Source organism: Staphylococcus sp. 11262D007BW (assembly GCF_053547815.1).
In genome coordinates, this window is the sequence record NZ_JBPWPJ010000001.1 from 425,483 (window position 1) to 441,251 (window position 15,769).

Genomic DNA, 15,769 nt, shown 5'->3' on the forward strand with positions numbered 1-15,769 from the left:
ATAATACGAATAAGATATAAGTTAGGAGCTGATTGTGAATGAAATTTCTATCATTCAAATACAAAGGTGAAACATCTTACGGCGTTAAAGTCAAAAGAGAGGAAGCAGCATGGGATTTAACAAAAGTCTTTGCTAATTTTGCTGAAGGTGATTTTCATCCAAAAACGTTATTACAAGGATTACAACAGAATCAAACGATAGATTTTCAAGAGCAAGTACGTAAAGCAGTGGTTGCAGCAGAAGATAGTGGAGACGCAGAAGCGTATAAAGTACAATTTGAAGATATTGAATTTTTACCACCTGTGACACCAACGAATAATGTCATTGCGTTTGGTCGAAATTATCAAGACCATGCTAAAGAATTAAATCATGAAGTAGACCGTTTATATGTCTTTACAAAAGCGGCGTCTTCTTTAACAGGTGATGAAAGTACCATTCCTAACCATAAAGATATTACTGATACATTAGATTATGAAGGGGAACTTGGTATTGTCATTGGTAAGCACGGCGAAAAAATTCCAAAAGGATTAGCATTAGACTATATTTATGGCTACACAATCATTAATGACATCACAGACCGCACAGCGCAAAAGCAACATGATCAAGCCTTTTTATCTAAAAGTTTAACAGGTGCTTGTCCAATGGGTCCTTATATCGTAACTAAAGACGAAATGCCAACACCAGAAAACGTGAATATCGTAACAAAAGTGAATAACGATATTCGTCAAGATGGCAATACTAGCCAAATGATTCTTAAAATCGACGAACTGATCGAAGAAATCTCAAAATACGTAGCCTTACACCCAGGAGACATCATTGCAACAGGCACACCAGCAGGCGTTGGAGCAGGCATGAACCCACCACAATACTTACAACCAGGCGATGAAGTCAAAGTAACCATCGACAACATAGGCACACTCACAAACTATATTCAAAAATAAAGTGTGGACAATTGCGGTTAGGGTTCGATGTGATTACGTGCACTATGAGCGAAGTAAATTAGTGCACGTTATGCATACGAGTGCTAGCGAGTAGGCGAACCTTTTTCTTAAAAAGAAAATCGCTCTTTGATTTTTGCGCCTTGCGTAGTTCTGTTGAAATTTCTGCTTTCTGAAGCCAGATTATAAAGAAGTAAAAGTGTGTACGTTATGCATGCGAGCGAATAGCGAGCAGGCGAACCTTGCTTTAGGATTAAAATCGCCCAAATTGCTTTTGCTCGTCCAATAAAGCCGACTCATAAAACGATAAATAATGTAAATGTTAAAATCCTCTTAAAGAGATAGAGGGAGTCATGATAAAATGAGCTATGAAGAGAAGTGATCATCTTCATAGCTTTTTTGATTACGCATTAGAAAATGGGGAAAATAAGGTGTAAAGGAATATAAAAAGGTTATAGGATGATATTGAAATAAAAGGAGGAACGAAGCAGTGATGTTATTAACGAATTTACATATCATCAGTTGGGTTATTCTGTTGATATTGTTCTTTGCAACATATCAAAATTTCTCAAACAAACAGGGCCCAACGCCGCTATATAAACAACTACACATGGCATTACGTGTGTTCATGCTTTTAGCATTAATTACTGGTTTTTGGTTGTTGGTTAAAGCATTCACAGGTGTCGATGCAAATCAATTATTACTAATTATCAAAATGATTGCTGGTCTTGCGGTCATTGGATTAATGGAAATGACGCTTGCCCGTAAGAAAAAAGGCAAAGCAAGTCGCACAATGTTTATTTGGACATGGGTCGTTGCCATCGTCACAATCATTTTAGGTGCAGTCATTTTATAGTTCTGATATGAATGAATATAAAAAATAAACGCCGCTCTGGGGAAGTTTTACGCGACTTCCTTCAGAACGGCGTTTTTTAGTTATTTATTTTTAGCTTTATAGCCAATCATATTAATCAAATCTTTAGGATGACTATAAGGCGGTGCATAAGCTACTTCAAATTCGACGAGATCATCTATTTTAGCTTGATGCATCATAGCCATTGTTAGTACGTCAATACGTTTATCAACACCTTGTTGCCCAGTCGCACAGGCACGAATAATTTGACGCGTCGATTGATCGAAATAGACACGTAAATGAACTGGTGTGTTTTCTGGATAATAACCCGCATGTGTCCCATTTTGTACATCGATCGTTTGATAGTTAAACGCATCTAATTCTCCTGGAGATACGCCTGTAGACGCTAATGTGTAATCGAAAAATCGCACGATATTTGCGCCAATAAATCCTTTAAATGGTGTCACGTCATCCTGTGTAAGATGCTCTGCCACGATACTTGCAGCACGGTGAGCCCCCCATGCTAATGGAACATGTGCTTCTAAATTAACGTGACGGTATCGGTGTGTAGCAATATCTCCGATGGCATAAACATTAGAAACTGAAGTTTGAAAATAATCATTCACTGATATATAGCCTTTGTCATTAAGCTCAATACCTGAACTTTGTAAAAAGTCAGAGTTTGGTAACACACCAATACCCGTAATAATCATATCGTAAGATTCAACTTTTCCTGATGTAAAAGTAACGGAATGGCCGTCGATGGACTGAATCTCTTCATTTAAACGGTAAGGGATATTTCTAGCATTTAGCGCCTCAAATATGACGTCATTCATATCTTGATCCATCAGTTTATTCACTGACTCAGAACGATGAATTAAGGTTGGATGTAATCCACGTTCATACATATTATCAAGGACTTCTAAGCTTACATACCCTGCACCAACTACGAGTACACGTTTCACATCATTGTGTTGAATGTATGATTCAATGGCATCTGTATCTTCCATATTACGTAGACTGAAAAGGTGAGGGCAGTCAAAATCAAATTGGCGTGCACGTGCGCCTGGACTTAATATTAGTGCATCGTAGTGTTTTTCAAATTGCTCATTTGATGTTTTATCGAGTACTGTAACGGTTTGTTTGTCTGTGTTAACCTCGATGACCTCGTGTTTTAAATGAACATTGATGTTACGTTGACTTTTAAAGGATTCAGGTGTTTCAGGCAATAAATCATCGCGATCTTCTACTACATTTCCTAGGTAATACGGCAACCCGCAATTGGCAAAACTCATATGTGCGTCTTTTTCATAAATCGTAATGTCACTGTCTTTATCCAGACGGCGGATTTGGCTTGCGCATGTTGCACCTCCTGCAACTGCGCCTACGATAATAATATGTCGTGTCATTTTTGAATTACTCCTTTATTCATGATCTTTTGGTATTTGTAAATTGAAAAAGTCATTGAGATATACGCCAATCCCATCTTTGTTATTTGAAAGTGTAGAGGTATGAGCGACGTGTTTTAACGCATCAATGGCATTTTCCATTGCTACACCATATTTGGCGTATTTAATCATTTCAAGGTCATTATCTTCATCGCCGAATGCAATAATATGGTCACGTTCAATATTTAAATAATGGCGAACATGATCAATGCCTGTCGCTTTACTAATACCACGCTTCACAATTTCTATAACTGGAAAGGGGGCACCCCAACGTCGATGCTCAATGTGTTCTGCGTAGAAACGTGTTAAGGCTTGTTTAACACGAGGAATCATATATTCTTCCGCTTCAATCAGTAAACTTGTCGGATCCTCTTGAAGTGTTTGACGTAAATCGCCAACTTCAATAGTTGGTTCGCCTACACTAAATCCTTCGAATAAACGGGCATCGTCACGATCAAGGTAGACATGATCTTTTACTTCGGCAATAATATTTTGAACATTCGTTGTTTTAAGTGTATCGATAATACTTTGTGCGAGTGATCTATCAAGTTGATGATGAACCGTTTGAAATGTGTTATCAAAAGGATGTTGCACATGCGCGCCGTTAAAATTCACAATGGGCGATTGCATTTTTAATTGATGATAGTAAGCTTTACTTGCGCGGAATGGACGGCCCGTCGCAATCATTAAAATGTGCCCTTGTTGTTGTAAATGTGTTAAAACCTTAAATGTATAAGGTGAAATTTCTTTTTTATCATTTAATAAGGTTCCATCTAAATCTAAGCAAATTAAAAATCGTTCCATAAAGTCTCCTTCATACTGTTGTCATCTATTCATATCATAGCATTTTATTGTACATGTGTGTTGATTTTGATATATTGATATTAGCTAGAATTCTAAAGAGGTGAGAAGCATGGAAGAGACATTAAAAGACAGCATTTTAGGTGCACTTGAAAATGTAATCGACCCTGAATTAGGGATCGACATTGTCAATTTAGGTCTTGTATATAAAGTAGATTTAGACGATGATGGCCTATGTACCGTAGAAATGACATTAACGTCAATCGGTTGTCCATTAGGGCCACAAATTGTAGATCAAGTTAAAACAGCTTTAGGTGAATTACCTGAAATTAACGATACAGAAGTTAATATTGTATGGAATCCACCTTGGAGCAAAGAAATGATGTCACGCTATGCGAAAATCGCATTAGGTGTAAATTAAGAGGTAGTGAGAGAAATGTTGGTTAAACCATAATCAATATTTCTCTTTTTTTATCTTTAAATAACTACGAATTACAAAAGATTTTTGATGGCTCAATGCCGTGAAATCACCATGTTTAAGCCTACTCAAAATGGGAATAAAATAAAAGTCAAAGAAAGTCAAACTTTACTGTTGAAATTTAAAATAAACGTGCTATAATATGATTATAGTCAAAGAAAGTCAAAGTCAAATTAATCAAAGGAGTGAAGTGTATGGATGTTAATCAAATGACGCATTCAATTCAAAGCGCACTTCAAAAAGCGGTTGAATATGCGAAAGACTATCGCATCACGAATGTCGAAGTAGAGGCTGTACTTAAAGCAGTACTTGAAGAGACAGACAGTTTATATAACACAATTTTAGAACGCGCAAATATTGATACAACAGAACTTAATCAAGCTTATGAAAATAAATTGAAAAACTATCCAACAGTAAAAGGTGACCAAGTACAATATGGTCAATACATTTCAGCGACAACACAACAATTATTGACCAAAGCAGAATCCTATATGAAAGAATATGAAGATGAATTTATTTCAATGGAACACATTGTACTTGCCGCAATAGATGTTGATCAAACAACCAAACAATTTGCTGAACATAAACGTGACGCAATTGTAGAGATTATTAAAAAATTAAGAGGGGGAAATCATGTGACATCACAAAATCCTGAAGCAAATTACGAAGCATTATCAAAATATGGTCGTGACTTAGTTGAAGAAGTACGTAAAGGCAATATGGATCCAGTTATTGGACGAGATGAAGAAATTCGCAATACAATACGTATTTTAAGTCGTAAAACAAAAAATAATCCAGTTCTTATTGGTGAACCAGGTGTTGGTAAAACAGCCATTGTAGAAGGATTAGCACAACGTATTGTTAAAAAAGACGTGCCAGAATCATTACTTGATAAAACAGTGTTTGAATTAGATTTAAGTGCACTAGTTGCTGGCGCTAAATTTCGCGGAGAATTTGAAGAACGCTTAAAAGCAGTTCTTAAAGAAGTTAAAGAATCAGAAGGACGTATCTTATTATTTATCGACGAAATTCATATGCTTGTTGGTGCTGGTAAAACTGATGGTGCAATGGATGCAGGCAACATGCTTAAACCAATGTTAGCGCGCGGTGAATTACATTGCATCGGTGCAACAACGCTTAATGAATATCGTGAATATATTGAAAAAGACTCAGCATTAGAACGTCGTTTCCAAAAAGTTAATGTTTCAGAACCTAACATTGAAGACACAATTTCAATTTTACGTGGTTTAAAAGATCGTTATGAAGTTCACCATGGTGTGCGCATTCAAGACCGCGCATTAGTGGCTGCAGCAGAATTATCGGATCGCTATATTACAGATCGCTTTTTACCCGATAAAGCAATTGACTTAGTCGACCAAGCTTCTGCTACAATTCGCACTGAAATGGGTTCTAACCCAACAGAACTTGATCAAGTTAATCGTCGTGTAATGCAATTAGAAATTGAAGAAAATGCCTTGAAAAAAGAATCCGACGAAGCAAGTCATGTACGTTTGAAAGAATTGCAAGAAGAATTAGCTGAAGAAAAAGAAAAACAAGCACAATTACAATCTAGAGTGGAAAAAGAAAAAGAAAAAATTGCAAAAGTACAAGAAAAACGTACAGAACTTGATGAAAGTCGTAAAGCCCTTGAAGACGCAGAAAATAATTATGACCTTGAAAAAGCTGCCGAATTACAACATGGTAAAATCCCTGAACTTGAAAAAGAATTAAAAGAACTAGAAGCAGCCTTTCAAGAAGAACAAGGTGACGATGCAGGGGATCGTATCATTCGAGAAGTGGTTACAGACGAAGAAATTGGTGAAATTGTCAGCCAATGGACAGGTATTCCAGTTTCTAAATTAGTGGAATCTGAACGTGAAAAACTATTGAATTTATCTGATATACTTCACGAACGTGTTGTAGGACAAGATCGTGCAGTAGACTTAGTATCAGATGCAGTAGTTCGTGCGCGTGCAGGTATTAAAGATCCTAGTCGACCAATTGGTTCTTTCTTATTCCTTGGACCAACTGGTGTCGGAAAAACAGAATTAGCAAAATCCTTAGCCTCTTCTCTATTCGATTCGGAAAAACATATGATTCGTATTGATATGAGTGAGTATATGGAAAAACATTCTGTGTCACGTTTAATCGGGGCACCTCCAGGCTATGTAGGTCATGATGAAGGTGGTCAATTAACAGAAGCAGTAAGACGTAATCCTTATTCTGTCATTTTATTAGATGAGATTGAAAAAGCACATTCTGATGTGTTTAACGTCTTACTTCAAATATTAGATGAAGGGCGTTTAACAGACTCTAAAGGTCGCAGTGTTGACTTTAAAAATACAATCATCATTATGACAAGTAATATCGGTTCACAAACATTACTAGAAGATGTGAAAGATACGGGTGTAATTACAGAAGAAACAGAACAAAAAGTAATGCAAAGCTTAAATGCTTACTTTAAACCAGAAATTTTAAACCGTATGGACGACATCGTCTTATTCCGTCCACTTTCTGTAGATGATATGCAAATGATCGTGGATAAAGTATTAATGAACTTAAATATGCGTCTCATGGATCAACGCATTCAACTTGATATGACAGATGAAGCAAAAGCGTGGATGGGCCGTGAAGCATATGAACCACAATTTGGTGCACGTCCATTAAAACGTTTTGTACAACGTCTCGTTGAAACACCTCTAGCACGTATTATGATTAAAGAATCCTTACCTGAAGGTACACACATTCATGGTTATTTAGAAGATGACCATATCGAATTTGATATTGATAAACCTAATAAAGAAGCTTAATCAATAAATCAATCAGAACCTCACTTTTCCAATGAAGGAGAAGTGAGGTTTCTCTATGAAAAAAGGTCTATTTTTTGTATAACAAAATATGAATTTTTTGCAAAAAAACATATTGAGGTTTCTTGATAAACTGTTTATCATTATTAATGAAATAAGATAGGAAAACGATGCCAGTCTTATTTTATGATTATATACATAAGAAAAGGTGAGAGAATATGCGATCTTGGAGAAAATTATCCGCAACTATTTTAGCGGCAAGTATTACAGCAACATCTATTACACCAGCTGTGCATGCTGAAGCAACACAACAAGCTGTTGACACAAATGCAAATGAACAAGCTACACAACCTAATTTAGGGCAAGAAAATGTGATGAGTGTCGCATGGTATCAAAACGCGACAGAAGCTAAAGCACTGTATGCTCAAGGGTATAACGCCGCAAAAGAAACATTAAGCAAAAAGGTTAAGGCGCACAAAGGTGGAAAACCACTTGCGATTGTTTTAGATATCGATGAAACAGTGTTAGATAATTCACCATATCAAGCATACAATGCACTTTATAATCAAAGTTTTCCAGAAGGTTGGCAAGAATGGGTGAACTCAGCTCAAGCTAAACCAGTATACGGAGCTAAATCATTTTTAGACTACGCTGATGCGCAAGATGTAGAAATTTTTTACGTTTCTGATCGTTCTCATGAAACAGATTTAAAGGCGACGATTAAAAATTTAAAAAAGGAAAAATTACCTCAAGCGGATAAAGCGCATGTGTTGCTTAAAAAAGAAGGTGAAGAAGGAAAATCTGAACGCCGAGATAAAGTACGCACGGATTATAACTTAGCGATGTTGTTTGGAGATAATTTATTAGATTTTGAAGATCCTAAAGCTGCAACTGCAGAATCTAGAGATGCCTTTTTGAAACAACATGAAGATGACTTTGGTAGTAAATACATTATCTTCCCAAATCCAATGTATGGTAGTTGGGAGTCTACATTATACGATAATAACAATGACATCGATGCATCACAAAAAGATCAATTAAGAAAAGAATCAATTGACTTTTTCAATCCAGATAATAATAAAGTTCAATCTTATCAAATGAACTAAAAAATAAGTAAAAAAGCGGAGTAATGTGCTTACATAGAATAAGCCTTTACTCCGCTTTATTAACCTCATAGGTAGTATTAATCTTGTTTTGAATATTTTGGTGGTCGCATCGCGAAATCTAAAAGCACGATTAAAATTGTAATGATAACCGCAACAACAATTGGTGTGATTACGTCTACTGGGCCGCCACCACCTAAGCTGTTAAGTACAAAGTTGACCATTTCCATTAATAAAATAGCCCATACTAATGTAACGATATACTTCATGGTTCGATTCCTCCGTATGAGATGATAGTTTCATTATAATAATTTTCCTACTTTTTGTATAGTCAACACTTGCATGTGACTTGTAATTTTTTGACATCATATGTTAAATTATTACCTGGTATTAATAACGTTAAAGAAGGTGTTCAAACCATGAACGTAGGTATAAAAGGGTTTGGATCATATGCACCAGACCGAGTGATTGATAATGCATATTTCGAATCTTATTTAGATACATCGGATGAATGGATTTCTCAAATGACTGGTATTAAAGAAAGACATTGGGCTGAAGAAGATGAAGATACATCAGATTTAGCTTATGAAGCAAGTCTTCGTGCCATTGAAGATGCTCAAATTGACCCGAGCGAGATTGATATGGTGATTGTCGCAACTTCTACTGGAGATCATCGTTTTCCTACAGTCGCTAATATGTTACAAGAACGCTTAGGTTTAAATAAAGTCGCGTCTATGGATCAACTCGCAGCATGTACAGGCTTTATGTACGGTATTGTGACAGCGAGATCATTTGTGTTGTCTGGCGATTACCAAAATGTCCTTGTTGTTGGTGCGGATAAATTATCTAAAATAACAGATTTAGAAGATCGTTCAACAGCTATTTTATTTGGTGACGGTGCCGGAGCGGCAATTATTGGAGAAGTGTCAGGTAATCGTGGTATTTTAAGTTATGAATTAGGTTCAGATGGTGTAGGTGGTAAATACTTATATCAAGATAATGAGACTAATTTTATTCGTATGAATGGAAGAGAAGTATTTAAGTTTGCAGTTCGAGTGATGGGTGATTCATCGTCACGTGCTGTTGAAAAAGCAGGTATGACAGCAGATGATATCAATATGTTTATCCCTCATCAAGCGAACATTCGTATTATGGAATCATCACGTCAGAGACTGAATTTGCCTAAAGAAAAAATGAGTGTGTCTGTCGATAAATACGGTAATACGTCTGCTGCTTCTATTCCATTAAGTATCGGACAAGAATTACAAAATGGTAAAATAAAAGATGATGATGTGCTTGTGTTAGTTGGTTTTGGCGGCGGACTAACATGGGGCTCAATTGTTATCAGATGGGGCAAATAGAAGAGGAGGAAGACAAATGTCAAATAAGCAACGTGTTGTAGTAACAGGCTTAGGTGCATTGTCACCAATCGGCAATGATGTACCTACAATGTGGCAAAATGCCTTAGATGGTGTTAATGGTATCGATAAAATTACAAGGCTTGATACTGAACCTTTCCAAGTACATATTGGAGGAGAATTAAAAGACTTCGATATCGAATCGCATATCCCTAGAAAAGAAGCGCGTAAAATGTCACGTTTCACACAATATGCTGTAGTTGCTGCAAGAGAAGCGGTTAAAGATGCAAATTTAACAATTGATGACTCTAATGCAGATCGTATTGGTGTATGGATTGGCTCAGGTATTGGTGGTATGGAAACATTTGAAGAAGCGTTCCAACAACTTCAAAAAAGAGGACCACGTCGTGTAAGTCCTTTCTTTGTACCGATGTTAATCCCAGATATGGCTACAGGCCAAGTATCTATTGATTTAGGGGCAAAAGGACCAAATGGCGCAACAGTCACGGCTTGTGCGACAGCGACAAACTCAATTGGTGAAGCCTTTAAATTTATTGAACGTGGCGATGCAGATGTCATGATTGCTGGCGGTACAGAAGCGCCGATCACACAAATGGCTATCGCAGGATTTAGTGCTAGTCGTGCATTATCAACTAATGCCGATGTTGAAACAGCGTGCCGTCCTTTCCAAGAGGGACGCGATGGCTTCGTAATGGGTGAAGGTGCAGGTATTTTAGTACTTGAATCATTAGAATCTGCTCAAAAACGTGGCGCAACAATTTATGCAGAAATTGTGGGCTACGGTGCGACAGGTGATGCATATCATATTACTGCGCCAGCGCCTGAAGGTGAAGGCGGTGCACGTGCTATGACAGCAGCACTTAATGATGCAGGTATCGAACCTAAAGATGTGCAATATCTTAACGCTCATGGTACAAGTACACCAATCGGTGACTTATATGAAATTCAAGCCATTAAGAAAACATTTGGCGATGCAGCAGCATCATTAAAAATTAGTTCTACAAAATCAATGACGGGTCACTTATTAGGTGCTACAGGTGGCGTAGAATCTATCTTTTCAATCTTATCTATTCGTGATGGTAAGATAGCGCCAACTATTAATGCTAATACACCGGATCCGGAAATTGACTTAGATATCACACCAAATCAAGCAGTTGATCATGACATTGAATATGCGATGAGCAACAGTTTAGGTTTTGGTGGTCATAACGCCGTGCTTGTATTTAAAAAATATAATGAATAAGAATGCGATATAATAAAAGGTTGAGTTTTGCTTAGTTTTAAGCAAAGACTCAACCTTTTTATTTGGTAGAACATATGTAAATGAGAATATGGCTAATGTATTTAATACTACGTTATACTTTCTTTTCATACGATAAAGGCTAATAAAAAGGATGAGAGTAAGTAACATAATTGTATAATGAGTGCATATTTCAGCCAAGGTTTGACGGCATAATATTCTTTTTTAGGTGCCTTTGGATTGAAAAAAGTATCCTCTTTATAATGGGCTTTTGTTTTTGAACGCATCATTTGATATCGAAACTTTCTAAAACCATAGCTTGTTGTATCTAAAATTCCTTCTTGAATCACAATAGCAACAAAAAATATAATTCCTAAAAATATAGAAATTAAAAATAATAAATCGATAAAATCAACCCAAGTTCGACTTGTAAAAAGCCATAAAATAAAGCTAAGCAATGGCGTAATGATAAAGGAAATCAAATACTTAAATTTAAAAATTGACATATGTATCAGTCCTTTGAGGTGTTGAGTCTATTGTATCGAAAATATGTAAAAAATGATATGAAAACTAGAAGATTACACAAAGTCTTTACTCCATTAAATTAAAACAATATTGATTTAATTGTGAACTATGTCTATAATAATATTAATATTTCTGAAAATTTAGAAGGGAATGTTAATTTATGTAGGGGGAGGAGTATACATGCTTAAGTACACTTTGAAACGTCTAGTGTATATGGTGATTTCTTTATTGATTATTATTACAATCACATTTTTCTTAATGAAGTTAATGCCTGGATCACCATTTAATGACGAAAAGTTAAACGAAGAGCAAAAAGTGATGTTGAATGAAAAGTATGGATTAAATGATCCGTTACCCGTTCAATACGCGAATTATATGACAAATGTAGTGAAAGGGGATTTTGGTAACTCATTCCAATATGATAATCAACCTGTTTGGGATTTAATTAAACCAAGGCTCATACCATCATTTCAAATGGGGTTATTTGCGATGATTATCGGGGTTATCCTTGGTGTCATATTAGGTGTCATAGCAGCGACTCGACAGAATACTTGGGTAGACTATTTGGCAACGTTCATCTCAGTTATTGCGATATCCGTACCATCATTCGTACTTGCTGTATTATTACAATATGTATTTGCAGTTCGATTAGAATGGTTCCCGGTAGCAGGATGGGAAGGTTTTTCAACGGCGATTTTACCGTCTCTAGCACTATCAGCTGTTGTCTTAGCGACTGTTGCAAGATACATTCGTGCAGAAATGATTGAAGTATTGAGTTCTGATTACATATTATTAGCGCGTGCCAAAGGGAACTCTACAGTCAGAGTACTATTTGGACATGCATTACGTAATGCGTTGATACCAGTCATCACGATTTTAGTACCTATGTTGGCTAGTATTTTAACTGGTACATTAACCATTGAGAATATTTTCGGGGTACCAGGGCTTGGTGACCAATTTGTAAGATCGATTACAACAAATGATTTTTCAGTGATTATGGCGATTACACTTTTATTTAGTACATTGTTTATCGTGTCGATATTTATAGTGGACATCCTATATGGACTGATTGATCCAAGAATCCGCTTGCAAGGAGGTAAGAAATAATGATGAAAGACGAACGTAACTTACCACAAGATGACCATTCAGGTGCGACTGCTCACATGTCAGGTGTGATGCATGAAGATTTTGTCCGTACAGGAAGTCCTGAGAGTGGTGAACAAGAATTTCAACGAGAAGGCAAAACATTTTGGCAAGATGCATGGTCACAACTTAAACGTAACAAATTAGCACTTGTTGGAATGATTGGACTAATCATTATTATTTTATTTGCTGTGATTGCGCCATTATTAAGTAGCCATCATTATGCGGAACAAGATGTTGAACGCCGAAACTTACCACCTAAAGTCGCTGTTTTAGATCAGATACCATTTTTACCTTTTAATGGGGAAGGGGTAGATGGTAATGCCTACGAACAAGCGAATGTGACTGAAAATTTTGCATTCGGAACAGATCAGTTAGGCCGTGATTTATGGACTAGAACCTGGCAAGGTGCACAAGTATCGTTATTTATCGGTTTAGTTGCAGCATTATTAGATATTTTTATCGGTGTCATTTATGGTGCGATTTCAGGTTATTTTGGTGGTCGCGTTGACGATATTATGCAACGTATTATTGAAATTATTTCATCTATTCCAAACTTAATTGTCGTTATTTTGTTCGTTTTAATTTTTGAACCATCTATTTGGACGATTATTTTAGCGATGACGATTACAGGTTGGATAGGTATGAGCAGAGTTGTACGTGGAGAATTTTTAAAATTAAAAAATCAAGAGTTTGTATTAGCTTCTCGTACACTCGGAACATCAGATTTTAAGTTGATCTTTAAACATATTTTACCGAACTCATTAGGCGCTATTATCGTAACATCAATGTTTACAGTACCTAATGCCATCTTTTTTGAGGCCTTTTTAAGCTTTATCGGTATTGGGGTACCAGCACCTAAAACGTCTTTAGGATCATTAGTGGATGAAGGTAGAGCGATGTTATTAATTCATCCACATGAATTATTTATACCAGCCATTATTTTAAGTTTACTAATTTTATTCTTCTACTTATTTAGTGACGGTCTGCGCGATGCATTTGACCCTAAAATGCGAAAATAAAGGAGGCAATGAAAATGGAAGAACGTGTATTAGAAATCAACGACTTGCATGTCTCTTTTGATATTGAAGCGGGGGAAGTGCAAGCAGTACGTGGTGTAGATTTTTATTTAAACAAGGGAGAAACAGTAGCCATTGTTGGTGAATCTGGTTCTGGTAAATCAGTAACGACAAAAGCTATTACCAAATTGTTCCAAGGGCCAACTGGTCGAATTAAAAAGGGAAGTATTCGATTTAATGGCGACGATTTAACACAGAAGTCGGAAAAAGAATTAATGGCGTTACGTGGTAAGGACATTTCTATGATTTTTCAGGATCCGATGACCTCTTTAAATCCGACAATGAAAATTGGGAAGCAAGTCATGGAACCGATTATTAAACATATTGGACTCAATAAACGAGAGGCCAAACAACGCGCGATTGAATTGTTAAAATTAGTCGGTTTAAAATGTGTAGAAGAGCGTTTTAATGCGTATCCGCATCAGTTTTCAGGTGGACAGCGTCAACGTATCGTTATTGCGTTAGCTTTAGCTTGTGAACCTAAAATATTAATCGCTGATGAACCGACTACGGCACTGGATGTAACAATGCAAGCTCAAATTTTAGACTTGATGAAAGAATTACAGAAAAAAATTGATACATCGATTATATTTATTACACATGATTTAGGTGTGGTGGCTAATGTAGCAGATCGTGTGGCAGTGATGTATGGCGGACAGATGATTGAAACGGGAGATGTCAATGAAATATTTTATGATCCTCGTCATCCTTATACATGGGGATTATTATCATCGATGCCAGATTTGGAAACAAAAGGTGAAGAACAACTTCATGCGATACCAGGTTCACCGCCAGATTTAATTCGACCACCTAAAGGAGATGCCTTTGCACCGCGTAGTGAGTATGCATTAGCAATCGATTTTAAAGAAGCGCCACCGTGGTTTAGAGTCTCACCTACACATTTTGTACGATCATGGTTACTTGATGAACGTGCACCAAAAGTGGAACCACCGCAAATCGTTCAACGTAAACAACGTCCAATGCCACAGAATTTTGAAAAACCAGAACGTGTAGAAAGGGTGTCGTTTTAATGGCTGAAAAAGAATTATTAGTCGAAGTGAAAAACTTAAAGCAATACTTCAATCAAGGGAAGAAAAATGAAGTGCGCGCCATTGATGATATTTCTTTTAACATTTATAAAGGGGAAACATTCGGCTTAGTAGGTGAGTCAGGTTCTGGCAAATCAACAACTGGAAAAGCCATCATCAAGTTAAATGATGTCACGGACGGCGAAGTGCTATATGAAGGGGTTAATATTCAAAAAATTAAAAAGCGTAAGGACTTATTAAAGTTTAATAAAAAAATACAAATGATTTTCCAAGATCCTTATGCCTCTTTAAATCCGCGTTTAAAAGTGATGGATATTGTAGCTGAAGGTATTGATATTCATGGTTTAGCCACAAGTCGAAAAGATCGTAAAAAACGCGTCTATGACTTATTAGAGACGGTAGGTTTAAGAAAAAGTCATGCCAACCGTTATCCTCATGAGTTTTCAGGCGGCCAACGTCAACGTATCGGTATTGCAAGAGCCTTAGCAGTTGAACCAGAGTTTATTATTGCTGACGAACCGATTTCAGCCTTAGACGTTTCAATTCAAGCGCAAGTCGTTAATTTAATGCAAAAGCTTCAAGAAGAAAAGAACATTACGTTTTTGTTTATTGCGCACGATTTATCTATGGTGAAGTATATATCAGATCGTATTGCAGTGATGCATTTAGGTCGAATTGTAGAGTTAGGTAACGCTGATGATATTTATAACCATCCAGTACACCCTTATACTAAGTCTTTACTTTCTGCTGTACCACAACCAGATCCAGAGAGTGAGCGTACCCGAAAACGGACAGTATATACACCTGATGCCACGAAAGATAGTGAACGTACATTCAAAGAGATTGCGGATGAGCATTACGTATTAGCGACAGAGGATGAATTCAACACATATTGTGAAGCAATGAAAGCAGTTCAAGGATAAAAG

At 36.6% G+C, this 15,769-nt stretch carries 15 protein-coding genes; 11 read left to right on the forward strand and 4 right to left on the reverse strand.

The genetic code is table 11. The features are described 5' to 3' along the window. Positions 1–38: 38 nt before the first annotated feature. Both ACEE93_RS02165 and ACEE93_RS02170 read left to right on the forward strand, forming a co-directional pair. Positions 39–941 carry a fumarylacetoacetate hydrolase family protein gene (locus ACEE93_RS02165; RefSeq protein WP_449156361.1) on the forward strand — a complete coding sequence of 301 codons (903 nt, stop codon included), beginning with the start codon at positions 39–41 and terminating at the stop codon, positions 939–941. Positions 942–1,431: 490 nt separating this feature from the next. Beyond that, complete coding sequence (locus tag ACEE93_RS02170) at positions 1,432–1,794, forward strand: YisL family protein (RefSeq protein WP_449154825.1); 363 nt, start codon at positions 1,432–1,434, stop codon at positions 1,792–1,794. 80 nt (positions 1,795–1,874) lie between these two features. Here ACEE93_RS02170 and ACEE93_RS02175 read toward each other — a convergent pair whose 3' ends face one another. Continuing rightward, positions 1,875–3,200 carry a CoA-disulfide reductase gene (locus ACEE93_RS02175; RefSeq protein WP_449154712.1) on the reverse strand — a complete coding sequence of 442 codons (1,326 nt, stop codon included), beginning with the start codon at positions 3,198–3,200 and terminating at the stop codon, positions 1,875–1,877. 15 nt (positions 3,201–3,215) lie between these two features. Then, positions 3,216–4,043, reverse strand: a complete 828-nt coding sequence (locus ACEE93_RS02180; RefSeq protein WP_449154713.1) for a Cof-type HAD-IIB family hydrolase — start codon at positions 4,041–4,043, stop codon at positions 3,216–3,218. Between the two features lie 109 nt (positions 4,044–4,152). On the opposite strand from ACEE93_RS02180, the gene ACEE93_RS02185 reads away from it, so the two are divergent. The 3 genes from ACEE93_RS02185 to ACEE93_RS02195 all read left to right on the forward strand — a co-directional run bounded on the left by ACEE93_RS02185 (position 4,153) and on the right by ACEE93_RS02195 (position 8,431). Next, positions 4,153–4,461, forward strand: coding sequence for a metal-sulfur cluster assembly factor (locus tag ACEE93_RS02185; RefSeq protein ID WP_449156362.1), 309 nt, complete (start codon positions 4,153–4,155; stop codon positions 4,459–4,461). A gap of 251 nt (positions 4,462–4,712) precedes the next feature. Further along, the gene (gene clpB / locus ACEE93_RS02190; RefSeq protein WP_449154715.1) at positions 4,713–7,328 is read left to right on the forward strand and encodes an ATP-dependent chaperone ClpB; all 2,616 of its coding nucleotides are present in this window, start codon (positions 4,713–4,715) and stop codon (positions 7,326–7,328) included. A gap of 215 nt (positions 7,329–7,543) precedes the next feature. Next, complete coding sequence (locus tag ACEE93_RS02195) at positions 7,544–8,431, forward strand: 5'-nucleotidase, lipoprotein e(P4) family (protein ID WP_449154716.1); 888 nt, start codon at positions 7,544–7,546, stop codon at positions 8,429–8,431. A gap of 77 nt (positions 8,432–8,508) precedes the next feature. Here the strand turns inward: ACEE93_RS02195 and ACEE93_RS02200 are convergent, their stop codons facing one another. Next, positions 8,509–8,697: a YjzD family protein gene (locus ACEE93_RS02200; RefSeq protein ID WP_449154717.1), complete on the reverse strand. Its 189-nt coding sequence runs from the start codon at positions 8,695–8,697 to the stop codon at positions 8,509–8,511. 150 nt (positions 8,698–8,847) lie between these two features. Between ACEE93_RS02200 and ACEE93_RS02205 the strand changes: the two genes are divergently transcribed. Together ACEE93_RS02205 and fabF are read left to right on the forward strand one after the other, a co-directional pair. Continuing rightward, on the forward strand, positions 8,848–9,789 hold the full coding sequence (locus ACEE93_RS02205) for a beta-ketoacyl-ACP synthase III (protein ID WP_449154826.1): 942 nt from the start codon (positions 8,848–8,850) through the stop codon (positions 9,787–9,789). A gap of 16 nt (positions 9,790–9,805) precedes the next feature. Beyond that, entirely contained in the window at positions 9,806–11,050 is a 1,245-nt protein-coding gene (gene fabF / locus ACEE93_RS02210; RefSeq protein ID WP_449154718.1) for a beta-ketoacyl-ACP synthase II, read from the forward strand. A 125-nt stretch (positions 11,051–11,175) separates the two neighbouring features. On the opposite strand, the gene ACEE93_RS02215 is transcribed toward fabF, so the two are convergent. After that, complete coding sequence (locus ACEE93_RS02215; RefSeq protein WP_449154719.1) at positions 11,176–11,553, reverse strand: DUF3899 domain-containing protein; 378 nt, start codon at positions 11,551–11,553, stop codon at positions 11,176–11,178. A 199-nt stretch (positions 11,554–11,752) separates the two neighbouring features. Between ACEE93_RS02215 and opp3b the strand changes: the two genes are divergently transcribed. Genes opp3b through ACEE93_RS02235 form a run of 4 tightly spaced genes read left to right on the forward strand, consistent with a single transcriptional unit; the run spans position 11,753 to position 15,766 of the window. Next, entirely contained in the window at positions 11,753–12,679 is a 927-nt protein-coding gene (opp3b, locus tag ACEE93_RS02220) for an oligopeptide ABC transporter permease (RefSeq protein WP_449154720.1), read from the forward strand. A gap of 56 nt (positions 12,680–12,735) precedes the next feature. Next, a complete protein-coding gene (gene opp3C, locus ACEE93_RS02225) occupies positions 12,736–13,737 on the forward strand; it encodes an oligopeptide ABC transporter permease (protein WP_449154827.1) in 1,002 nt (333 codons plus the stop codon). A 14-nt stretch (positions 13,738–13,751) separates the two neighbouring features. Next, complete coding sequence (locus ACEE93_RS02230) at positions 13,752–14,825, forward strand: ABC transporter ATP-binding protein (RefSeq protein ID WP_449154721.1); 1,074 nt, start codon at positions 13,752–13,754, stop codon at positions 14,823–14,825. Next, complete coding sequence (locus ACEE93_RS02235; RefSeq protein WP_449154722.1) at positions 14,825–15,766, forward strand: ABC transporter ATP-binding protein; 942 nt, start codon at positions 14,825–14,827, stop codon at positions 15,764–15,766. The genes ACEE93_RS02230 and ACEE93_RS02235 overlap by 1 nt, the downstream gene beginning before the upstream one ends. Positions 15,767–15,769: the final 3 nt, after the last annotated feature.

Excerpts from the sequence above, each read along its gene's own strand:
- ACEE93_RS02165 (WP_449156361.1), top strand. The coding sequence starts at position 39 with ATGAAATTTCTATCATTCAAATACAAAGGTGAAACATCTTACGGCGTT.
- ACEE93_RS02170 (WP_449154825.1), top strand. The coding sequence starts at position 1,432 with ATGTTATTAACGAATTTACATATCATCAGTTGGGTTATTCTGTTGATA.
- ACEE93_RS02175 (WP_449154712.1), bottom strand. The coding sequence starts at position 3,200 with ATGACACGACATATTATTATCGTAGGCGCAGTTGCAGGAGGTGCAACA.
- ACEE93_RS02180 (WP_449154713.1), bottom strand. The coding sequence starts at position 4,043 with ATGGAACGATTTTTAATTTGCTTAGATTTAGATGGAACCTTATTAAAT.
- ACEE93_RS02185 (WP_449156362.1), top strand. The coding sequence starts at position 4,153 with ATGGAAGAGACATTAAAAGACAGCATTTTAGGTGCACTTGAAAATGTA.
- clpB (WP_449154715.1), top strand. The coding sequence starts at position 4,713 with ATGGATGTTAATCAAATGACGCATTCAATTCAAAGCGCACTTCAAAAA.
- ACEE93_RS02195 (WP_449154716.1), top strand. The coding sequence starts at position 7,544 with ATGCGATCTTGGAGAAAATTATCCGCAACTATTTTAGCGGCAAGTATT.
- ACEE93_RS02200 (WP_449154717.1), bottom strand. The coding sequence starts at position 8,697 with ATGAAGTATATCGTTACATTAGTATGGGCTATTTTATTAATGGAAATG.
- ACEE93_RS02205 (WP_449154826.1), top strand. The coding sequence starts at position 8,848 with ATGAACGTAGGTATAAAAGGGTTTGGATCATATGCACCAGACCGAGTG.
- fabF (WP_449154718.1), top strand. The coding sequence starts at position 9,806 with ATGTCAAATAAGCAACGTGTTGTAGTAACAGGCTTAGGTGCATTGTCA.
- ACEE93_RS02215 (WP_449154719.1), bottom strand. The coding sequence starts at position 11,553 with ATGTCAATTTTTAAATTTAAGTATTTGATTTCCTTTATCATTACGCCA.
- opp3b (WP_449154720.1), top strand. The coding sequence starts at position 11,753 with ATGCTTAAGTACACTTTGAAACGTCTAGTGTATATGGTGATTTCTTTA.
- opp3C (WP_449154827.1), top strand. The coding sequence starts at position 12,736 with ATGTCAGGTGTGATGCATGAAGATTTTGTCCGTACAGGAAGTCCTGAG.
- ACEE93_RS02230 (WP_449154721.1), top strand. The coding sequence starts at position 13,752 with ATGGAAGAACGTGTATTAGAAATCAACGACTTGCATGTCTCTTTTGAT.
- ACEE93_RS02235 (WP_449154722.1), top strand. The coding sequence starts at position 14,825 with ATGGCTGAAAAAGAATTATTAGTCGAAGTGAAAAACTTAAAGCAATAC.